The organism is Cohnella hashimotonis, assembly GCF_030014955.1.
Taxonomy (GTDB): domain Bacteria; phylum Bacillota; class Bacilli; order Paenibacillales; family Paenibacillaceae; genus Cohnella; species Cohnella hashimotonis.
This window is the reverse complement of record NZ_JAGRPV010000001.1, coordinates 1325545-1344002: the sequence shown is the minus strand read 5'-3', so window position 1 is coordinate 1344002 and position 18458 is coordinate 1325545. Positions and strand designations below refer to the sequence as shown.

At 59.1% G+C, this 18458-nt stretch carries 14 protein-coding genes and 1 riboswitch; of the genes, 4 read left to right on the top strand and 10 right to left on the bottom strand.

Features of this window, described 5'->3' with window-relative positions:
- Positions 1-148: 148 nt before the first annotated feature.
- A complete protein-coding gene (locus KB449_RS05240) occupies positions 149-1174 on the top strand; it encodes a M15 family metallopeptidase (protein WP_282907359.1) in 1026 nt (341 codons plus the stop codon).
- 559 nt (positions 1175-1733) lie between these two features.
- Here KB449_RS05240 and odhB read toward each other — a convergent pair.
- The 5 genes from odhB to KB449_RS05215 all read right to left on the bottom strand — a co-directional run bounded on the left by odhB (position 1734) and on the right by KB449_RS05215 (position 9531).
- Complete coding sequence (odhB, locus tag KB449_RS05235; protein WP_282907358.1) at positions 1734-2996, bottom strand: 2-oxoglutarate dehydrogenase complex dihydrolipoyllysine-residue succinyltransferase; 1263 nt, start codon at positions 2994-2996, stop codon at positions 1734-1736.
- A gap of 6 nt (positions 2997-3002) precedes the next feature.
- A complete protein-coding gene (locus KB449_RS05230; RefSeq protein ID WP_282907357.1) occupies positions 3003-5876 on the bottom strand; it encodes a 2-oxoglutarate dehydrogenase E1 component in 2874 nt (957 codons plus the stop codon).
- Positions 5877-6312: 436 nt separating this feature from the next.
- Positions 6313-7086, bottom strand: a complete 774-nt coding sequence (sdhB, locus tag KB449_RS05225) for a succinate dehydrogenase iron-sulfur subunit (RefSeq protein ID WP_282907356.1) — start codon at positions 7084-7086, stop codon at positions 6313-6315.
- Between the two features lie 3 nt (positions 7087-7089).
- Positions 7090-8847: a succinate dehydrogenase flavoprotein subunit gene (gene sdhA / locus KB449_RS05220; protein ID WP_282907355.1), complete on the bottom strand. Its 1758-nt coding sequence runs from the start codon at positions 8845-8847 to the stop codon at positions 7090-7092.
- Between the two features lie 18 nt (positions 8848-8865).
- Positions 8866-9531, bottom strand: a complete 666-nt coding sequence (locus KB449_RS05215) for a succinate dehydrogenase cytochrome b558 subunit (RefSeq protein WP_282907354.1) — start codon at positions 9529-9531, stop codon at positions 8866-8868.
- A 155-nt stretch (positions 9532-9686) separates the two neighbouring features.
- On the opposite strand from KB449_RS05215, the gene KB449_RS05210 reads away from it, so the two are divergent.
- Both KB449_RS05210 and KB449_RS05205 read left to right on the top strand, forming a co-directional pair.
- A complete protein-coding gene (locus KB449_RS05210) occupies positions 9687-10595 on the top strand; it encodes a LysR family transcriptional regulator (RefSeq protein ID WP_282907353.1) in 909 nt (302 codons plus the stop codon).
- 193 nt (positions 10596-10788) lie between these two features.
- The gene (locus KB449_RS05205; protein WP_282907352.1) at positions 10789-11427 is read left to right on the top strand and encodes a 3D domain-containing protein; all 639 of its coding nucleotides are present in this window, start codon (positions 10789-10791) and stop codon (positions 11425-11427) included.
- A 154-nt stretch (positions 11428-11581) separates the two neighbouring features.
- On the opposite strand, the gene KB449_RS05200 is transcribed toward KB449_RS05205, so the two are convergent.
- The 4 genes from KB449_RS05200 to KB449_RS05185 all read right to left on the bottom strand — a co-directional run bounded on the left by KB449_RS05200 (position 11582) and on the right by KB449_RS05185 (position 15895).
- Positions 11582-12421 carry a polysaccharide deacetylase family protein gene (locus tag KB449_RS05200; RefSeq protein ID WP_282907351.1) on the bottom strand — a complete coding sequence of 280 codons (840 nt, stop codon included), beginning with the start codon at positions 12419-12421 and terminating at the stop codon, positions 11582-11584.
- A gap of 80 nt (positions 12422-12501) precedes the next feature.
- The gene (locus tag KB449_RS05195) at positions 12502-13164 is read right to left on the bottom strand and encodes a potassium channel family protein (protein WP_282907350.1); all 663 of its coding nucleotides are present in this window, start codon (positions 13162-13164) and stop codon (positions 12502-12504) included.
- Positions 13165-13182: 18 nt separating this feature from the next.
- On the bottom strand, positions 13183-14514 hold the full coding sequence (locus KB449_RS05190) for a TrkH family potassium uptake protein (RefSeq protein WP_282912743.1): 1332 nt from the start codon (positions 14512-14514) through the stop codon (positions 13183-13185).
- Positions 14515-14551: 37 nt separating this feature from the next.
- Positions 14552-15895 (bottom strand): TrkH family potassium uptake protein, encoded by a 1344-nt coding sequence (locus tag KB449_RS05185; RefSeq protein WP_282907349.1) that lies wholly within the window; start codon positions 15893-15895, stop codon positions 14552-14554.
- Between the two features lie 80 nt (positions 15896-15975).
- Positions 15976-16123, bottom strand: a riboswitch (cyclic di-AMP (ydaO/yuaA leader).
- Positions 16124-16396: 273 nt separating this feature from the next.
- Here KB449_RS05185 and KB449_RS05180 point away from each other — a divergent pair.
- Positions 16397-18073: a CPBP family intramembrane glutamic endopeptidase gene (locus tag KB449_RS05180; protein WP_282907348.1), complete on the top strand. Its 1677-nt coding sequence runs from the start codon at positions 16397-16399 to the stop codon at positions 18071-18073.
- Here the strand turns inward: KB449_RS05180 and KB449_RS05175 are convergent.
- Positions 18070-18372, bottom strand: a complete 303-nt coding sequence (locus KB449_RS05175) for a hypothetical protein (RefSeq protein ID WP_282907347.1) — start codon at positions 18370-18372, stop codon at positions 18070-18072. The genes KB449_RS05180 and KB449_RS05175 overlap by 4 nt on opposite strands.
- Between the last annotated feature and the right edge of the window lie 86 nt (positions 18373-18458).

Sequence of the window (18458 nt, the reverse complement as noted above, 5' to 3'; positions counted from 1 at the left end):
CCATTATACAACCAAAACAAGAACATTTGTTCCTATTTATTTTAGGGAATTGGTGGTGAAGTCGATTTTGCGCGTTCATTTGCGGACTTTGTCGAAACAATTCGAACTCTATCATCGTCTAAATAGTAGAATCGGGAGGGATCGAGAAATGAAAATAGGAAGATGGCTGATCGCGGGCGCAGTCGTCGCGGTCGTTATATGGAAAGCAGACGATATTATCGGTACGGATAAGCAGCAAAGCGCGGCGCCGCCGGCCGTTACGGAGACGGCATCGGCTTCAGCCTCGCCGTCAGGCAGCTCTGAGGGGACTGATTCGAACGAAGCGACGGAAAGCGCACAACCTTCCGACCCCGCTTCTCCCAATGGAGGTTCTCCATCGTCTTCCGACAACGGTGAACCTACCGACACGGCAAAGCCAACGCCATCGCCATCGCCATCGCCGGAACCGTCCGACGATCCGTCGTCGAATGCTTCCGAGGAGCCTGGGGACAGCTCCAATTCGGACAGCCTCGATGCGCTGCTTAAGCTTAATGCGCCGGACAAGACGATCGAGGTCGGCAAAAACGGCGTGGCCATCGTGACGAATTCCGATAGCATGCTTGTACTCGTTAATAAAAAGCGGGAGCTTTCTTCCACGTATGCGCCGGACGATCTGGTCAAGCCGGATGTCGAATTTTCATTTTCCGGCGATTCGCCTAAGCAGAAAATGAGGAAGACCGCCGCAAGCGCGCTGGAAAAGCTGTTTGCGGGAGCTAAAAAAGACGGAATTACACTTAAAGCCGTTTCCGGCTATCGATCCTACGCGACGCAAAAATCGATCTTCACCCGCAATGCCGACCTGAAGGGCGAAGAAGTCGCGAACCGCACGAGCGCTAGGCCCGGCCAAAGCGAACACCAAACGGGACTCGCAATGGACGTCTCCAGCGCAAGCGCGAACTATGAGCTTGAGCAAAAGTTCGGAGACACCAAAGAAGGAAAATGGCTTGCGGCGCACTGCGCGGAATACGGCTTTATCATCCGCTTCCTTAAAGGCGAAGAGGACGTAACCGGCTATTCGTACGAGCCCTGGCACGTAAGGTACGTCGGCAAGGAAGCCGCTAAACAAATCATGAAGCAAGGCGTCACGCTTGAAGCCTATCTCGAGGCTGCCGCAAAGGGCGCCACCAAAGCGTAATTGAAACGGAAAAGAACGCTCGTCATCGCGGGCGTTCTTTTTATATAGCGATTAAGTGGCCGGCATAAAAATTTGTATTTTACACGTTTGAACGCTATCCCTTTCGCACAGGAACAAGCTCAATTTCACACATTTTGACGATATCCCCTTCGCACAGGAACAAGCTCAATTTCGCACATTTGCACGATATCCCCTTCGCACAGGAACAAGCTCAATTTCACGCATTTGCACGATATCCCCTTCGCACAGGAACAAGCTCGTTAACGATCCCTTTCGCTCAAGTTCCCCTGATTCACCTTATAGCTATTCCATTCGACCGGGTATATCAGACTCAACGAATACTGTATCATTGAGCCGGCCTCCTCCATTTTTAATTCAACTGGTCCAAAGCATTCTGTGGAAACCTGTCTAACGCCTAGCGTCCCTGTGCGAAGGGGATACCGTTCAAATGTCCAAAAGTAGGATCTTTACGCTAAAAGTGCTGCCATGAAAAGGTGAATTATCCGGAAAATCAAAAAAAGCCCCGCTAAATTAAGCGGAGCCCGAGCTTATAGACCGATCAGCCTTGCAGCAGCAGCGTTTCCGGATCTTCGAGCATTTCCTTGACGGCGACCAGGAAGCGTACGGCTTCGGCGCCGTCGACGATGCGGTGGTCGTAGGAAAGCGCGATGTACATCATCGGACGGATCGCGACTTCGGTATTGTTGTTGACCGCGATCGGACGGTGCTGGATCTTGTGCATGCCGAGGATGCCGACTTGCGGCGCGTTCAGGATCGGAGTCGAGAGCAGCGAGCCGAATACGCCGCCGTTCGTGATCGTAAACGTGCCTCCTTGCAGGTCGGACAGCGCAAGCGCGTTGTTGCGCGCCTTGACGGCCAGATCGGCAATGGAGCGCTCGATCTCGGCGAAACTCAGGCGGTCGGCGTCGCGAACGACAGGTACGACAAGACCTTCCTTGGCGGATACGGCGATGCCGATATCGTAAAATTGCTTGGCGATGATGTCTTCGCCGTCAATCTCAGCGTTCAGCAGCGGATACTGCTTCAGCGCGCCTACGACAGCCTTGGTGAAGAAGGACATGAAGCCGAGGTTGACTTCGTTTTTCTCCTTAAAAGCGTCCTTGCGGCGCTTGCGGACGTCGAGGATCGCGCTCATGTCGACTTCGTTGAAGGTCGTGAGCATCGCAGCCGTGTGTTGGGCTTCGACGAGGCGGGTTGCGATCGTCTGGCGGCGGCGGGACATCTTTTTGCGCTCGTACGGCTTGGCCGATTGGAAGGCCGCAGATGCGGGCGCCTTGGCTGCCGGTGCCGACGGTGCAGCAGGAGCTGGTGCGGCTGCTGGCTGCGAACCGGCTGCGCGGACGTCCTCGGGATAAATACGGCCGAGCGGATCGCGCGCAGGCGTCTGGCTAAGATCGATGCCTTGCTCGCGAGCGAGCTTGCGGGCTGCAGGCGTCGCGGACGGTTGCCCAGCCGGCACGGAAGCAGGCGCGGCAGCTGCAGGTGCTGCAGTCGGAGCCGGTGCCGCAACAGGAGCCGGAGCTGCCGCAGGAGCAGGCGCGGCCGCGGGAGCCGCTGCTCCGCCTTCGCCTTCGGCGATCCGACCGATGACTTGCCCGATCTGTACGGTATCGCCTTCGCCGAACAGCAGCTCGGTGACGACGCCCGCTTGCTCGGCGCTAATTTCCAGGTTAACCTTGTCGGTCTCAAGTTCGAGCAGCAGATCGCCCTGGCTTACTTTATCGCCTGCTTTGATAGCCCATCGCGAGATGGTGCCTTCCGTAATCGATTCGCCCATTGCCGGTACTAGAATATCTGCCACTGCGGCTTACCTCCCCAAATTGTGAGTCAACGTCGGACTCTGCTTCAAAGATTGCGTCACGATATAGTTCTGCTCATCCGCGTGTACGTCCGCGAACCCGGTAGCGGGGCTCGCACGATCCGGACGGCCGATATACTTGACTTCCGCGCCGGATGGCGCGATCTCGCGGATGCGGGATTCCATGAAGGTCCAGGCTCCCATATTGCGAGGCTCTTCTTGCGTCCAGACGACTTCCTTGAGTTTCGGGAAGCGAGCGAACACCTTTTTGATCTCCTCCGCCGGGAACGGATACAGCTGCTCCACGCGGACGATATGCAGCCAGTCCTTGTTGCTGTCTTTGTCCTTGGCCAACGCATCCTCGAGATCGATGGCGACCTTGCCCGAGCAAAGAACGATGCGCTCGACGCGGTCCGGCTTCGCGCCGAGACCCGCCTGCTCGAGAATCGTCTTGAACCCGCCCTCGCCAAGCTCTGCGGCCGGCGAAGTCGCGCGCGGGTTGCGAAGCAGGCTCTTCGGCGTCATGACTACGAGCGGCTTGGCTTCGTCTGTACCGGTAATCGAAGCCTGACGTCGCAGCAGATGGAAGTACTGCGCTGCGCTGGACAGGTTCGCTACCGTCCAGTTGTCCTCAGCGGACAGTTGCAGGAAGCGTTCGAGGCGGGCGCTGGAGTGCTCCGGCCCCTGTCCTTCGTAGCTGTGCGGCAGCAGCATGACCAGACTCGAACGCTCCGACCACTTGGCGCGGCCCGACGAGATGAATTGGTCGATGAGCACTTGCGCCACGTTGGCGAAGTCGCCGAATTGCGCTTCCCAGAGAACCATCGTTTCGGGCGAATAGACGTTGTAGCCGTATTCGAAGCCGAGTACGGCAGACTCGGACAGCGGGCTGTTGTGCAGCGCGAAGGAGGCCTTCGCCTGCGGCAGCGTGTGCATCGGGCAGAACGTATCGCCGGTCTCGATGTCGTGCAGCACCAGATTGCGCTGCGCGAACGTTGCGGTCTCGGCGTCCTGACCAGTCATCCGGATCGCGCGTCCGTCTGCGAGGATCGAAGCGAACGCCAGCGTCTCCGCATGGCTCCAATCGACTTTTTCGCCGTCGTTCAGCGCACTTGCGCGGCGCTCGAGAATCTTTTGCAGCTTCGGATACAGCTTGAAGCCTTCGGGCCACTTGAGCAGCTCGGCATTGAGCTCGCGGAGCTTGGCAATCGGAACGTTCGTCGGTGCCGCAGCCGTCGTCGTATTCTGCTCGACCGCGCGGGACTGAGGACCTTCATGGTGATCCTCGAGGGTCTTCATTTCCTCATAGGCCGCCTTGAACACCGCAAGTACGCCATTTTTCGCTTCCTCGAACTGCGCTTCGGTCAGCTTGCCTTCTTTGACGAGACGGTCTGCGTAAACGCGGCTGACGCCGGGATGCGCCTTGACCTTCTTGTAGACGGTCGGCTGCGTCGGCTCGGGATCGAGCGTCTCGTTGTGACCGTGGCGGCGGAAACCGATCAGGTCGATCAGAAAATCTTTCTTGAAGCGCTGGCGGTATGCGACTGCCATGCGGGCGATCGCGATCACGGCTTCGGGATCGTCGGCATTGACGTGAACGATCGGAATCTCGAAGCCTTTGGCCGGGTCGCTGGAATATTGGGTGGACCGGGAATCGACGCTGTCGGTCGTAAAGCCGATCTTGTTGTTGACGATGATGTGAATCGTGCCGCCGATGCCATAGGCGCGCAGCGTGCTCAAATTCATCGTCTCGGTGACGATGCCTTCGCCAGGGAACGCCGCATCGCCGTGCATGACGATAGAAGCCGCTACATCCATTTTCTGGATCGGGTAACCGCGCTGCGTACGGTCGTCCTGCGCGGCGCGCGCGAAGCCCTGTACGACCGGATTGACGTACTCAAGGTGACTCGGGTTGTTCGCCAGTACGACGCGTGTCTCGCCGCCCTGGGCATTTTTTAGTGTATGGCGTGCGCCAAGATGATACTTCACGTCGCCTGTGCCGCCCGGCTCGAACGTGAAGCTCCCCTCAGTCGGAGATTTCTTGCCGCTCGACGCGGAGTGTTGGAACTCGGCAAAAATCTTTGTGAGCGGTTTTTGCAAAATGTGCGCAAGCACGTTCAGACGGCCGCGGTGCGCCATACCGATCGCGATGTCGCTGACGCCTTCGCCGGCCAGGTCCCGTACCATGCGGTCGACCAATGCGATCAGCGCATCGTTGCCTTCGACGGAGAAGCGTTTGACGCCGATAAACGTCTTCTGCAAAAAGTCTTCGAACAGCTCGGCTTCAAGCAGACGCTTCAGCAGGTCGGCTCGCTCCGCTGCACTCAGCTGCTGCGCAGGCACCCGCTGCTCGGCAAAGTTGTTCAACCATTGGCGTTCTTCTTCGTCCGCAATATGGCTGAATTCGTAGGCGATGGTCCCGCCGTACACTTCCTTAAGCTTGGCGATCGCCTCTGCTCCGTTGGACACCCCGGCAGGCGCGCCTTCCCAGACGAGGTCGGCCGGCAAAGCGGCCAGGTCCGCGTAGGTCAAGCCGTAAGTCTCCGGCTCGAGCACTTTCGACGAAGCGACGGGGCCGATGTCCAGCGGATCGATGTCCGCAACGAGATGCCCGTAAGCGCGCACGTTCCAAACAAGCTTGCCCGCCAAGACCGCATTGCGAAGCTGACGCACATCCACAGCGACAGCCGCACCCGGCGCCGAAGCGGCTGGGCTCCGGACCGAGCGCGGCGGCTCGCCCCACGCTTTGAATTGTTCGCGGTATTCTTGCGCGACCGACTCAGGATCGCGTAGGTACAGTTCGTACTGCTCTTCGATGTAGCCAAGGTTCGGGCCGTAATACTTCGCCCATGGGTTCTGATGGTCTTGCTCGCCATTCGCCATTTGTGTGATCCCTCGGTCTTCTATAAAAGTAAATTATCCAAACATAAACGGCAGCGTCGCCGCAAGAGCGGCTTCCGGCGTCTGCGATATCGGAAAGGGATGAATTGCATCGATCCCGTCGATTCGCGGACAAAGCGGTATCGCTTATCCTCCATGATTATAAAGCATTTGTTTGCGACATTAAAATAAGGATTTCCTATCGTTATGATCTCAAAATGAGAACGTTCGCCAACAAACGCACACATGATGTTAAGTATGGCTTTCGCACAGGAGAATTATCCCTGGACCCGCACGATGCCGAGAGATTCGACCAGCAACATGTCCTAACGTTCTTTGAAAGCGTTTAATGATTAATGCACAGGAATGTGACACAGCAATAAAAAGCCCGGAGACGGCCGACCTCGAGTCGGCGTATCCGGGCGAACGCGGGCTCCGATCAGAAGCTCAGCCAGCGTTTGAACATATGCTTGGTCGTGTCGCGGTTAATCGCCGCGATCGACGTTGTGAGTGGAATGCCCTTCGGGCACGAACGCACGCAGTTTTGCGAGTTGCCGCAGCCTTCGATGCCGCTCTCGTCTTCCATGAGCGCCTCGAGACGCTCGTGCGCGTTCATCTCGCCCGTCGGGTGTGCGTTGAACAGGCGAACCTGCGAGATCGGCGCCGGGCCGATAAAGCTCGAACGGTCGTTGACGTTCGGGCAAGCCTCAAGGCAAACGCCGCATGTCATGCACTTGGACAGCTCGTAAGCCCATTGGCGCTTGGTCTCGGCCATGCGAGGGCCCGGTCCGAGATCGTACGTGCCGTCGATCGGGATCCATGCCTTGACCTTCTTAAGCGCATTGAACATGCGCTCGCGGTTGATGACCAGGTCGCGCACGACCGGGAACGTGGACATCGGCTCGACGCGGACCGGCTGTTCGAGCTTGTCGATCAGCGCGGAGCATGCCTGACGCGGCTTGCCGTTAATGATCATCGAGCAGGCGCCGCACACTTCTTCGAGACAGTTGGACTCCCAGACGACCGGGGTCGTCTTGGCGCCGTCCGCCTTGACGGGGTTCCGCTGAATCTCCATCAGCGCGCTGATGACGTTCATGTTCGGACGGTACGGAATCTCGAATTCCTCTGTATATGGAGCGGCGTCGGGCTTTTCCTGACGCTTGATGATGAATCTGACGGTGCGCTTGGCGGTCGCGGTAGCAGTATCTGCCATCGGTTAGCCCTCCTTCTTCTTGTTCGAGGAGTAGTCGCGAATCCGCGGCTTGATTAAGGACGTGTCGACGTCCTCGTAAGAGATCTGCGGGCCCTCGGACGTCCAGGTCGCCTTGGTCGTCTTCAGGAACTCCTCGTCGTTGCGGTCCGGGAACTCAGGCTTGTAGTGCGCGCCGCGGCTCTCGTTGCGCAGCAGGGCGCCTACCGTCATCGCCTCGGCCAGCTCCAGCATGTTCCACAACTGGCGCGTAAAGGCGACGCCGGCATTGTTCCAGCGGGCCGTATCGTTGATGTTGATCTTGGTGTAACGCTGCTTGAGCTCTTTGATCTTGCCGATCGTCTGCTCGAGACGGTCGTTGAAGCGGACGACGGTCATGTTGTTCGTCATCCATTCGCCCAGTTCCTTGTGGATGACGTAGGCGTTCTCGCTGCCGTCCATCTTGAGAATGGACTCGTACTTGTTAGCTTGCTTGGAGCGCTCGCGCTCGAATACCGACTCGGCGACGTCGTCCGCCGACTTCTTGAGACCTTTGATGTATTCGACGGCCTTGGGCCCCGTCACCATGCCGCCGAAGATGGCGGACAGGAGCGAGTTCGCGCCCAGACGGTTCGCGCCGTGGTATTGATAGTCGACTTCGCCGCAGGCGAACAGGCCGGGAACGTTAGTCATCTGGTTGTAGTCGACCCACAGACCACCCATTGAGTAATGAACCGCCGGGAAAATCTTCATCGGGATCTTCCGCGGATCGTCGCCCGTGAACTTCTCGTAAATCTCGATGATGCCGCCGAGCTTGACGTCAAGCTCCTTCGGATCCTTGTGCGACAGGTCGAGGAACACCTTGTTCTCGCCGTCGATGCCGAGCTTCTGGTCGACGCAGACGGAGAAGATCTCGCGCGTCGCGATATCGCGGGGCACCAGGTTGCCGTAGGCCGGATACTTTTCCTCGAGGAAATACCACGGCTTGCCGTCCTTGTACGTCCAGATGCGTCCGCCTTCGCCGCGCGCCGATTCGCTCATGAGGCGGTTCTTATCGTCGCCGGGAATGGCCGTCGGGTGAATCTGGATGAACTCGCCGTTGGCGTAATGGACGCCCTGCTGGTACACCGCGCTCGCCGCCGTGCCCGTATTGATGACCGAGTTGGTCGTCTTGCCGAAAATGATGCCGGGGCCGCCGGTCGCCAGGATGACCGCATCGCCGCGGAACGTGACCGTATCCATCGAACGCAGGTCCTGCGCGGCGATGCCGCGGCAGACGCCGTCATCGTCGATGACGACGGACGTGAATTCCCAGTGCTCGAACTTCTGGACGAGGCCCGCCACTTCCCAGCGGCGGACCTGCTCGTCCAGCGCGTACAGCAGCTGCTGGCCGGTCGTCGCGCCCGCGAACGCAGTGCGGTGGTATTGCGTGCCGCCGAACCGGCGGAAGTCGAGCAAGCCCTCCGGCGTACGGCTGAACATAACGCCCATCCGGTCCATCAGGTGGATGATGCCCGGCGCCGCTTCGCACATCGCCTTGACAGGAGGCTGATTCGCGAGGAAGTCGCCGCCGTAAACCGTATCGTCAAAGTGCTCCCATGGAGAGTCGCCTTCGCCCTTTGTGTTAACCGCTCCGTTGATGCCGCCCTGGGCGCATACAGAGTGGGACCGCTTGACCGGCACGAGCGAGAACAGATCGACCCGCATGCCGGCTTCCGCCGCCTTGACCGTCGCCATCAGACCCGCGAGTCCGCCGCCGACGACAATGATTTTCTGATTAGCCATTGCTGATTCTCCCTCCGATCAACCTAACAAACCGACGACAGCCGTCTGCGCCGCCGCGAACTCATCGCTGCGGAACGCGAACAGCGACAGCAGGAACAGCACGGCGACGATCGCGAAGATGCCCATGCAGATGTTCGAGGATACCCGCTGCGCGCGCGGACCGACCGTGATGCCCCAGGACACCAAGAAAGCCCACAGGCCGTTGGCGAAGTGGAAGACGGCGGCGAGGACCGCGATAAAGTAGATCGTGAAGTAGACGGGCTGTGTCACAATATCGTGCATGTGCTGACCGATCTCTTCGTTGGTCGTATTGCCGAGCGCGACCTGCACGCGCGTCTGCCAGATGTGCCAGGCGACGAATACGAACGTGATGACGCCGGTAATCCGCTGCAGCGCGAACGCCCAGTTGCGCCCGTAGCTGTACCGGCCCGTGCTGTAATTCGACGTGAAGGCGAGATACAGACCGTAGACGCCGTGGAACAGAATCGGCAGCCAGATGACGAACAGCTCAAGGAAAAAAATGAGCGGCAGGCCATGCAAGCCCTTGACGCTGTCGACGAAGCCCTCCTTGCCTCCCTCGAACGCGGAGTAATTCGTCAGGGCGTGTTCGATGATGAACAATCCGAGCGGAATCACACCCAAGAGCGAATGAATCTTGCGCGCGTAAAACGAGTTTCCTTTCATGTCGGTGAGCGTTCTCCTTTCGATCCGTGCGTTGTCACGAATTCTTCACGGTTTATAGGTTACTCCATTTTCGCTTATAATGGAACTGCTTATTTATTATTAAAACTTATAACCAATCGACATAAGCGAGAAAAATATGCGAAGGAGCCGTCCACATGCTGGAAGATATGAGAGTTTTCGCAACCGTCGTCGAGCAAAGCAGCTTGAACAGGGCGGCGGAACGGCTGAACGTCACGCAACCCGCACTGTCGCGCAGAATCGCGCGTCTGGAGCGTGAGCTCGGCGTCGACCTGTTCCGGCGCATCGGCAAGCGGCTCGAGCTGACCGCCGCCGGACAATTCACCTACGAGTTCGCCCTAGAGCTGCGCAGGTTCCACGGCGACTACCTGCAGCGGCTTAATGCATTCAAGACGGCCGAAGCGCCCGTCGCGACGATCGGCGCGAGCCTTACCACGCTGCAGACGACACTCCCCGAGCTGATTACCGCCATGACGGAAAAGCATCCGAATCTCGAGATCAAGGCCGTCACCGGCAAGACGCACGAGATCGCGACGCTCGTCAAAGAGCGAAAAGTCGACTTCGGACTCGTGGCTTCTTCGGTGGAGGACGATCCGTCGATTACGAGCACGCCGCTGTTCGACGATACAGTCGTGCTGGTGCTGCCTCGCTCGCATTTTATCGTAGAGCGGACACAGCTGTCCATGAGCGACCTGAACGGCCTCCCGATGATTCTGTTCGCGCCTGGCACCTGGTACCGCAACCTGACAGATGAGCTGTTTCGCCAATACAGCGTCAAGCCGGACGTCCGCATGGAGATCGACTCGTTCGAAGCAATCGTCCGTCTGCTCGGCGCGAGCCGCGCCGGCACGATGCTGCCGAAGTCGTACTTGCGCCCGCAAATGCTGAGCGATAACGATCTTTATATCGTCCGAATCCGGGAGCTCGAAGAGTTCAAGCGCACGACCTCCCTTATCTACGGCGATTTGGCATGGCTCGCACCCTCGACCCGCTATTTAATCGAAGAGACGATCGCCCTGTTCGGGAGGGGCAGCCGTCAGAGCTAGTGAAACGATTTTTTTCATTTTTCTCATCGTCGTCCCGTTTTTACCGCTGGGGCGCACATCCAGGATGAGAGCGGCTCTCAGATATCCTTGGTTATCCAACGATGGCGCCCTTTACCTCTTAACCCGGTTCGAGGGATCATGCTACGCTAGGCGCATTGATTCGCATGATTTTCGAACCGGAGGGTGAATACATATGCGTTTTCGTTTGGGAATGCGAGCCGCCGCGCTCGCGCTTGGGGCCGCCTTGCTGCTGCCCGCAGCCGCTTCGTACGCGGCCACGGCCTATACGGCCACGGATGCCGACACGTTCTGGTCGCTGTCCAAAAAGTTCGACGTGCCGCTGGAAAAGCTGATGAGCTTCAATACGAACGTCGATCCAAAAAACATATACGCCGGCCTGAAGCTCTCGATCCCGGCACCGACGACCGCGGCCGTGACCGCCAAGTCGGTCCAATCCGCCGCCGTCCTGCAATCCGCCAAGATCGTCAAGACAACATCGGGCGACTCGCTGTCGTACGCGACCGCCATTCAGATGAAGGCGACGGCCTACTCCGCCGCCATCGAGGAAAATGCCTGGGGGCCCGTCGATTACTTCGGCAACGCGCTGAAGCTGGGCACGATCGCCGTCGATCCCAAAGTGATCCCGCTCGGTACCAAAGTGTACATCACGGGCTACAACGCCGACGGACTGCCGGTCGGCGGCATGTATGCCGTCGCGCGCGATACGGGGAGCGCCATCAAGGGCAACCGCATCGATATCTTCGTGCCGGGATCGCGGGACAAGGCAAGCAGCTTCGGCATTCAATACGTCAATCTGTACGTGCTAAATTAGTCCGAATGCGCCCGAGACCGCAGCCACCTTTGCAAAAAGGCGATTGCGGTCTTTTTTTGCGCATCGGCCTCCGGCAGCTCTTAAACCGGCTTTTTGCGTGTCGTCCCCGGCAGCTCTTAGACCGGCTTTTTGCGCGTCGGCCTCCATCAGATCTTCAAGCGCGCTTCGGCCTGCGCTCCGGAATATGCAGCAGCTCCGGCACGGTGACCAGCTCGTAGCCTCTGGCGCGGAGCTGATCGATGAGCGCCGGCAAGGCGTTCACCGTGCCGAACAAGTTCTGCCCCGTGCCGCCGCCCGCATGCATGAGAACGATCGACCCCGGGCGCAGCCCCTTGATCGCGTTGCGCAGCACGACGCCGGCGGAAATCTGACGCCAATCCTGCGAGTCGACGTCCCAATTGACCACCGTGTACCCCCGGGACTTCGCCCATTCCAACTGAGCGGGCCGGATGTCGCCGTAGGGCGGCCTGATCATCGCAGGCTCGAAGCCGACCGTCGTCCGGATGGTCGCCCCCGTCCGCTCGATCTCCCGCCTGACCTGTCCCAGGCTAAGCTTAGGCAGCTCGGGATGCGAGTAGGTATGATTGCCCACCGCATGGCCTTCGTTCACGATTCTTCGCAGCAGACCGGGGTGCTTGGCCGCCCGGCTCCCCACGACAAAGAAGGTGGCGCGGACGCGCTTGCGTTTCAACACGTTCAGCACAAGCGGCGTATACCTCGAGTCCGGCACGTCGTCAAAAGTCAGCGCTACGCGCCGCCCGCCCGACGAAGAGGCGCGCAGCACGAATACGCCCCTGTACCGGCGCTGCAGGTCCGACCAGCTCACGGGTGCAGATGCCGGCTTGCGCCCCTTGGATGCGGACGCGGTCACGGCAGGCGCATACCCTGCCGAGGCCGCGCCGCTCGCTTCCGCCGGCACAAGCGCCGTGCCGGCAAGCATCAGGCCGACCGTCAGCGCGGCCAGCCACCGACTCCAATTTTCACGATGCAGCATGATCTCCATTCACTCCCGTCGCATAAGCGGCACTGCCGTTAGCGTGAGCGAATGAAGCCCATATCATACCTTTCTCGCCTTTATTGGCCGATCGCGTCCTGAAACGCCTCGATCTGCTCGTTCGTGCCGATGACGACCATGACGTCTCCTTCGGCCAGCGTATCCGTCGCCGTCGGCGCGACGATCATGCCCTTCGGCTTGTTGAGCGCTACGATACTGCAGCCGTAACGGCCGCGGGGATTGGTCTCCTCGATCGACTTGCCTGCGAGGCAGGCCGGCACGCCCAGCTCCGCGATCGTATACTTGTCCGACAGCTCGATGTAGTCGAGCAGGTTTGGCGACACGAGCTGGTGCGCGACGCGGATACCCATGTCCCGCTCCGGATAGATGACGCGGTCCACGTCCATCCGCTCGAGCACGCGCCCGTGCAGCTCGGACACCGCCTTGGCGACGACCTTCTTGACGCCCAGCTCCTTGAGCAGGATGGCCGCCAGAATGCTCGCCTGCACGTCGTCTCCGATCGCGACGACGCCGCAGTCGAAGTTGCGCGCGCCGATCGAGCGCAGCGTATCCTCGTCCGTCGCGTCCGCGATGACCGCATGGGTCAGGATGCCGCTCATCTCCTGCACCTTCTCCTCGTCCCGGTCGACGCCGAGCACCTCGTATCCCAGCTCGATCAATTCCTTGCCGATGCTGGCCCCGAACCGTCCGAGGCCGATAATTACGAATTGGTTCATTTTCATGGTGGCACGTCTCTTTCGTTATCCGATAATGATCTTGCCTTCCGCTTCCCTATAGAGCACCTTGTCCCTCTTCGGCACGAGCGCATATCCGAGCGTGAGAGGCCCGAGCCGTCCCGCGAACATCATAAGCATGATGACGATCTTGCCGAACAAGGTCAGATCGGACGTGAGCCCCAGCGACAAACCGACGGTACCGAAGGCGGACACGACCTCGAACAGGATCATGAGGAAGTGATGGTCTTCCGTCGTGGACAGAATCATGGTCGCCGCAAGCACCAACGCCAAGGCAAGAAGCGTAAGCGTCAACGCTTTATATACGCGCTCTTGCGCCAGACGGTAGCGGAACATGACGACATCCTCGCGCCCGCGGATGATCGCCCATACCGCGCCGAGCAGCGCCGCGAACGTCGTCGTCTTGATCCCGCCGCCCGTCGAGCCCGGAGACGCGCCGATGAACATCAGGATGATGATGAAAAACTGCGTCGCCTGCCGCAAATCCGCAAGGTTCAACGTATTGATCCCGGCGGTGCGGGGACTGACCGACTGCGTAAATGCGGATAAAATCTTAGTACCCGTTTTTAACGGTCCCATCGTGGCGGGATTCGAGTATTCGAATGCGAGAATAACGATGGCGCCGAACAGAATCAGCGATCCCGACATGGTCAGGACGACCTTGGAATGCAGGGACAGCCTGCGGCCGCCTCGAAGGTCCGTCAAGTCGGAGAGCACCACAAAGCCCAGGCCCCCCGTCACGATGAGCGCCATCGCGATCAGATTGACCCAAGGATCGCCCGCATAGGCAGTGAGGCTGCGGAAGCTTCCCATCAGATCGAACCCCGCGTTGTTGAAAAAGGAGACCGCATGAAAGATCCCGTAGTATATCGCTCTTCCCGGACTCATATCTCTAAGGAAGCAAGCCGTGAACAGCAAAGCGCCTGCCGCTTCGATCGACAGGGCATACAGCACGACGCGTCGGACGAGCCGTACGATCCCTTCGATGCTGCTCTGATTGAGCGCCTCCTGGAGGATCAGCCGTTCCTTGAGCGAGATGCGCCGCTTCAGGAAGATCGCGAACAACGTCGCCATCGACATGAAGCCGAGACCTCCGATCTGGATCATCGCCAGGATGACGATCTGACCGAACATGGAGTAGTGGTCGCCGGTGTCGACGACGACCAGGCCGGTGACGCAGGTGGCGGAAGTCGCCGTGAAAAGCGCGTCTATATATCGCGTCTGCACGCCGGCGCTCGAAGCGGCGGGCAGCTGCAGCAGGAAGGAGCCCAGGCCGATGATCAAGGCGAAGCCGAGCGCCAGCGTCCGCGGAGGAGAGGCAACCAGCCATGTGAACATTTTTTTGTGCAAGCCGTTCTCCTCCTTCACGCTAGGTTTACCCGATAATGATGCGGCCTTCCGCCTCGCGATACAGCGTGCGCCCGGACTTGGAGCCCAGCGCGTACGTCATCGTCAGCGGGCCGAGACGCCCGATGAACATGAGGACGATGATGAGAACCTGGCCGAATGCCGACAAGTCACCGGTTATCCCGGCGGACAATCCGACCGTCGCATAGGCGGACATGACTTCGAAAAGTATGACCAGAAACGCCTGCTCCTCGGTAATCGAGAGGATCATGACGGACGTGATGACGATCGCCAGCGACAGCATCGTAACCGTAATCGCGCGGTTGACTTTGGCCCGCTCGACGCGCAGTCCGAGCAGCACGACGTCAGTGCGGCCGCGAAGCATCGCCCAGACAGCCGCCGCAAGCACCGCGAACGCAGTCGTCTTGATGCCGCCGCCGGTGGAGCCTGGCGAGGCGCCGACGAACATGAGCAGCACCATCGCAAACTGCGTCGCGTCCCGCAAGGAGCCGATATCGACGGTGCTGACGCCGGCGGAGCGGGTGGATACGGACTGCAGCGCTGCCGCAAGCACCTTGTCTCCGAACGACAGCGGGCCGAACGTGAGCTCGTTCGTGTATTCGAAGATCAGGATGGTGACAGTGCCGAGCACGATGAGAAACGCCGATACCCAGAGCACGACTTTGGAATGGTAAGACAGCTTTCGTCGCGTCCTCAGCTCCACCAGGTCGGATAAAACGACGAAGCCTACGCCCCCGAGCACGACGAGCGCGATCGCAAGGATGTTCATATAAGGATCACCGACGTACCCGGCCATGCTGCGGAAATTGCCGAACAGATCGAAGCCGCCGTTGTTGAAAAAGGAAACGCTGTGGAACACGCCATAATAAAGCGCCTGCCTGAAATGCATCTCGTGCATGAACCGGAAGGTAAACAGCAGAGCGCCGACCGCCTCGATGCAGAGCGCATAAATGAGGACGCGCTTCACGAGACGAACGATGCCCTCGAGGCTGCCCTGGTTCATCGCTTCCTGCAGCACGAGACGATCCTTGAGCGAGAGGCGGCGTCCGGCGAAAAAAGCGAACAGCGTGCCCATCGTCATGAAGCCGAGTCCGCCGAGCTGCACGAGCACAAGGATGACCCAGCGGCCGAATACGGAGAAGTATCCAATCGTATCAAGCCGCATTAGACCCGTCACGCAGGTAGCCGAGCTGGAGACGAAAAAAGCTTCTAGCCAAGGCGTCGGCTCGCCGGACACTGTGGAGATCGGAAGTCTGAGCAGCAGCGCGCCGACGGCGATAATAAAGGCGAAACCGATCGTCAGCACGCGCGGCGGGGAAGCATATAGCCAGCCGATGATTTTCTTAAGCAAGTACGATTCACCTCATGTCGGCAAACGGTTGAAAAAGCGCGCAAAAAAAGACACTGGAGCTCCAGTGCCTTGGCGCACGGCGATCCTGTCTGGCAGCCTACGAGGTTAGCTGACGGGTTCGGGCCAGATCAGGCTGCCCTATCCGGCGCTTGACGCGCGCAGAATTCACCCCGGAAAAGCTTAAGTGGTTCCCCCGTTTTCTTTGCGGAAATTCGGCTGGGTAGTATGATGGAGAAACGATGGTTCGGATGCCATAAAAAACATTACACCGCATTATAGTCTGTCCGATAGGTACGCACAACAGCAGAAATGCGAAAAATCGCCTTGTATGAGGATATACGGACGTTATTAGGCCGTGTAACAGCTTTTTTACGGGGATTCTAGCTCTTTCTCTTGTTTTGGCTTCAATTCCTATCGATAATAAGCGGAAGGGCCAGCTATTGCCGATAAATAGAGGATGTATACGCTTTTTCAGATCAATTCGGAATCGGAGTGGATAATTTGAGATCATCCAAATGGGCTGTCGCCGCCGGAATCGGCCTTCTTATCTTCCTGTTCATGCAAGTATTGCCGGCAATCGCGCCGGCTATGAAAGGCGAATCCAAAGCGATCGGCCGCGGGGAGGCGAAGCGGATCGGCCTTGCTTACGCCGCGGAGCACTGGGGGATGGATCTCGGCGAAGGGTCCGACGCGACGATTACGCATGTGGGCGACGACCGGATGGCGGCCTATATGACCAAGCACAAGCTGACCGACGAATACGACCGCGACTGGGATGCGCGCTATCCGACGGACGTATACGCGGTCGATATCCATGCGGCCGACGGCAGCGTTGACCGCGTTTCCATCCACATGGAGACGGGCAAGGTCGTCGGCTGGGCGCGCGTCGGCGATGCCATGACCGATGTGGACAAAGCGGCCACAGGCGACGTTGACGCGCGGACAGCCGAAGCGATCGCGTGGCTGAAGACGCAGCCGGACTACGACGCCTCGGCCTGGGAGCCCACCGGCAGCCTGACGCCGGGCGGGTCGGTCGTTCTGCAGAGCCGCAAGACCGGCTTGTCGGATGCGCATGTGCAGCTGCTCGTAAAGCCCGACAAGGTGCTTACTTACCGGTACGCGCTGCCCCAGGCATTCGCGGACGAAATTGCGAAGCAGCGCAAAATCGCCGACAAGCTGTCCATGACCGGCTTCCTGCTGCCGCAGATCGTCATGTTCGTGCTCGCCGTTATTTACGCCGCGGCCTGCAGGGGATGGACGTCGTTCAAACGCGGGCTGTTCTTGTCCGCAGCCTTCTTTGTCATGTATGCGGGTTTTATGTTCAACCTGCGCCCGGGACTGCGGGCATCATCCGTTGACATGAATGCGATCGCCTCGGAAAACAACGTGTCGGCGCTGCTCGTTACGAATGTCGTCATTCTGTTTATTCAGGCGCTGCTCACGTACTTCGCCGCCGTCGGCGGCGACGGCCTGTGGCGCTCGCTGGGCCGCTCGCTCTGGCCGCGCTGGCAGGACGCGGATTACGGCAGCCAGATCATGACCGCCATGAAGCAGGGCTATATGCTCGCCGTCATCTTGCTTGCCGCCCAGGCGATCGTTTTGACGGCGCTTGGCTTGATGCTCGGCACCTATTACGGCTCCGATCCGAGCCAATCCGCCTACAATATGTATTATCCTTGGCTGCTTCCCTTGCTTGCTTGGTGCGCCGGCATCTCGGAGGAGATCCAGACTCGCTTTTTCGGCATCGGCCTTGTACGCAAATGGCTCGGCGTTTTCATCAGATCCAAACCGGCAGGCTCGCACGACGCTTCAGGCTCCCATATCGCGGTTTCCAGAGCGCTGACGGCAATCGCCGTTCTGCCCGCGACCGCCGTATGGGCGTTCGGCCACGTCGGCTATGCCGTTTTTCCGTGGCAGACCCGCTTCATCGAGCTCATGATTATCGGCGCCCTGTTCGCCTGGTTTATGCTGCGATTCGGCCTGCTAACCGTTATATTCGCCCACGTCGTTCTCGATTCTACCCTGATGGCCGTCCAGATGCTGTCCGACGGGCTGTCGTCCGACAATCTCGCAGGCTTGGTCAGCGTTCTCCTGCCGGCTGCCGTCGCAATGGGGATCGCCTGGCTTCACCAACGGAGAAAGGGCGGATCGGCTTCGTCCGCAGGCTTCTCTCGTTAGAGGACTTGCGGCGTAATCTCGGGATGCGCGCCCAGTTTTGTTTTGACGAGCTTACGCCGCTCCAGACGTATATGCATGACAAAGTCGGCGAGCAAGAATGGAGCGGCGGCCGCAAAAAACAGCCCCCATTTTTGGAGCGCCAACAGCAGTAAATGGATCACGTCGCTCATCACAGCAAACCGGACCTGCCCCTCCAGGCCCGGCGTATTGCTGATTAATGTGATGCCGTACGCCCCTTTTTGCCCGACATCAAAGCGATACATCGGATCGCCTTTCATACGTTTTAAGATATAGGGCATCCGACGTATCCTCCGTCAAATCAAGGGATATCCTTCCATCGTCTACCATGGCGATTACCTGATCGAACAGCCGGCCGCTTGGATGG

What these genes read in the sequence shown, in the direction of transcription:
- KB449_RS05205 (WP_282907352.1), top strand. Translation starts at nt 10,789, where the DNA reads ATGCGTTTTCGTTTGGGAATGCGAGCCGCCGCGCTCGCGCTTGGGGCC.
- sdhA (WP_282907355.1), bottom strand. Translation starts at nt 8,847, where the DNA reads ATGGCTAATCAGAAAATCATTGTCGTCGGCGGCGGACTCGCGGGTCTG.
- KB449_RS05240 (WP_282907359.1), top strand. Translation starts at nt 149, where the DNA reads ATGAAAATAGGAAGATGGCTGATCGCGGGCGCAGTCGTCGCGGTCGTT.
- KB449_RS05190 (WP_282912743.1), bottom strand. Translation starts at nt 14,514, where the DNA reads ATGTTCACATGGCTGGTTGCCTCTCCTCCGCGGACGCTGGCGCTCGGC.
- KB449_RS05200 (WP_282907351.1), bottom strand. Translation starts at nt 12,421, where the DNA reads ATGCTGCATCGTGAAAATTGGAGTCGGTGGCTGGCCGCGCTGACGGTC.
- sdhB (WP_282907356.1), bottom strand. Translation starts at nt 7,086, where the DNA reads ATGGCAGATACTGCTACCGCGACCGCCAAGCGCACCGTCAGATTCATC.
- KB449_RS05215 (WP_282907354.1), bottom strand. Translation starts at nt 9,531, where the DNA reads ATGAAAGGAAACTCGTTTTACGCGCGCAAGATTCATTCGCTCTTGGGT.
- KB449_RS05210 (WP_282907353.1), top strand. Translation starts at nt 9,687, where the DNA reads ATGCTGGAAGATATGAGAGTTTTCGCAACCGTCGTCGAGCAAAGCAGC.
- KB449_RS05195 (WP_282907350.1), bottom strand. Translation starts at nt 13,164, where the DNA reads ATGAAAATGAACCAATTCGTAATTATCGGCCTCGGACGGTTCGGGGCC.
- KB449_RS05175 (WP_282907347.1), bottom strand. Translation starts at nt 18,372, where the DNA reads ATGCCCTATATCTTAAAACGTATGAAAGGCGATCCGATGTATCGCTTT.
- KB449_RS05230 (WP_282907357.1), bottom strand. Translation starts at nt 5,876, where the DNA reads ATGGCGAATGGCGAGCAAGACCATCAGAACCCATGGGCGAAGTATTAC.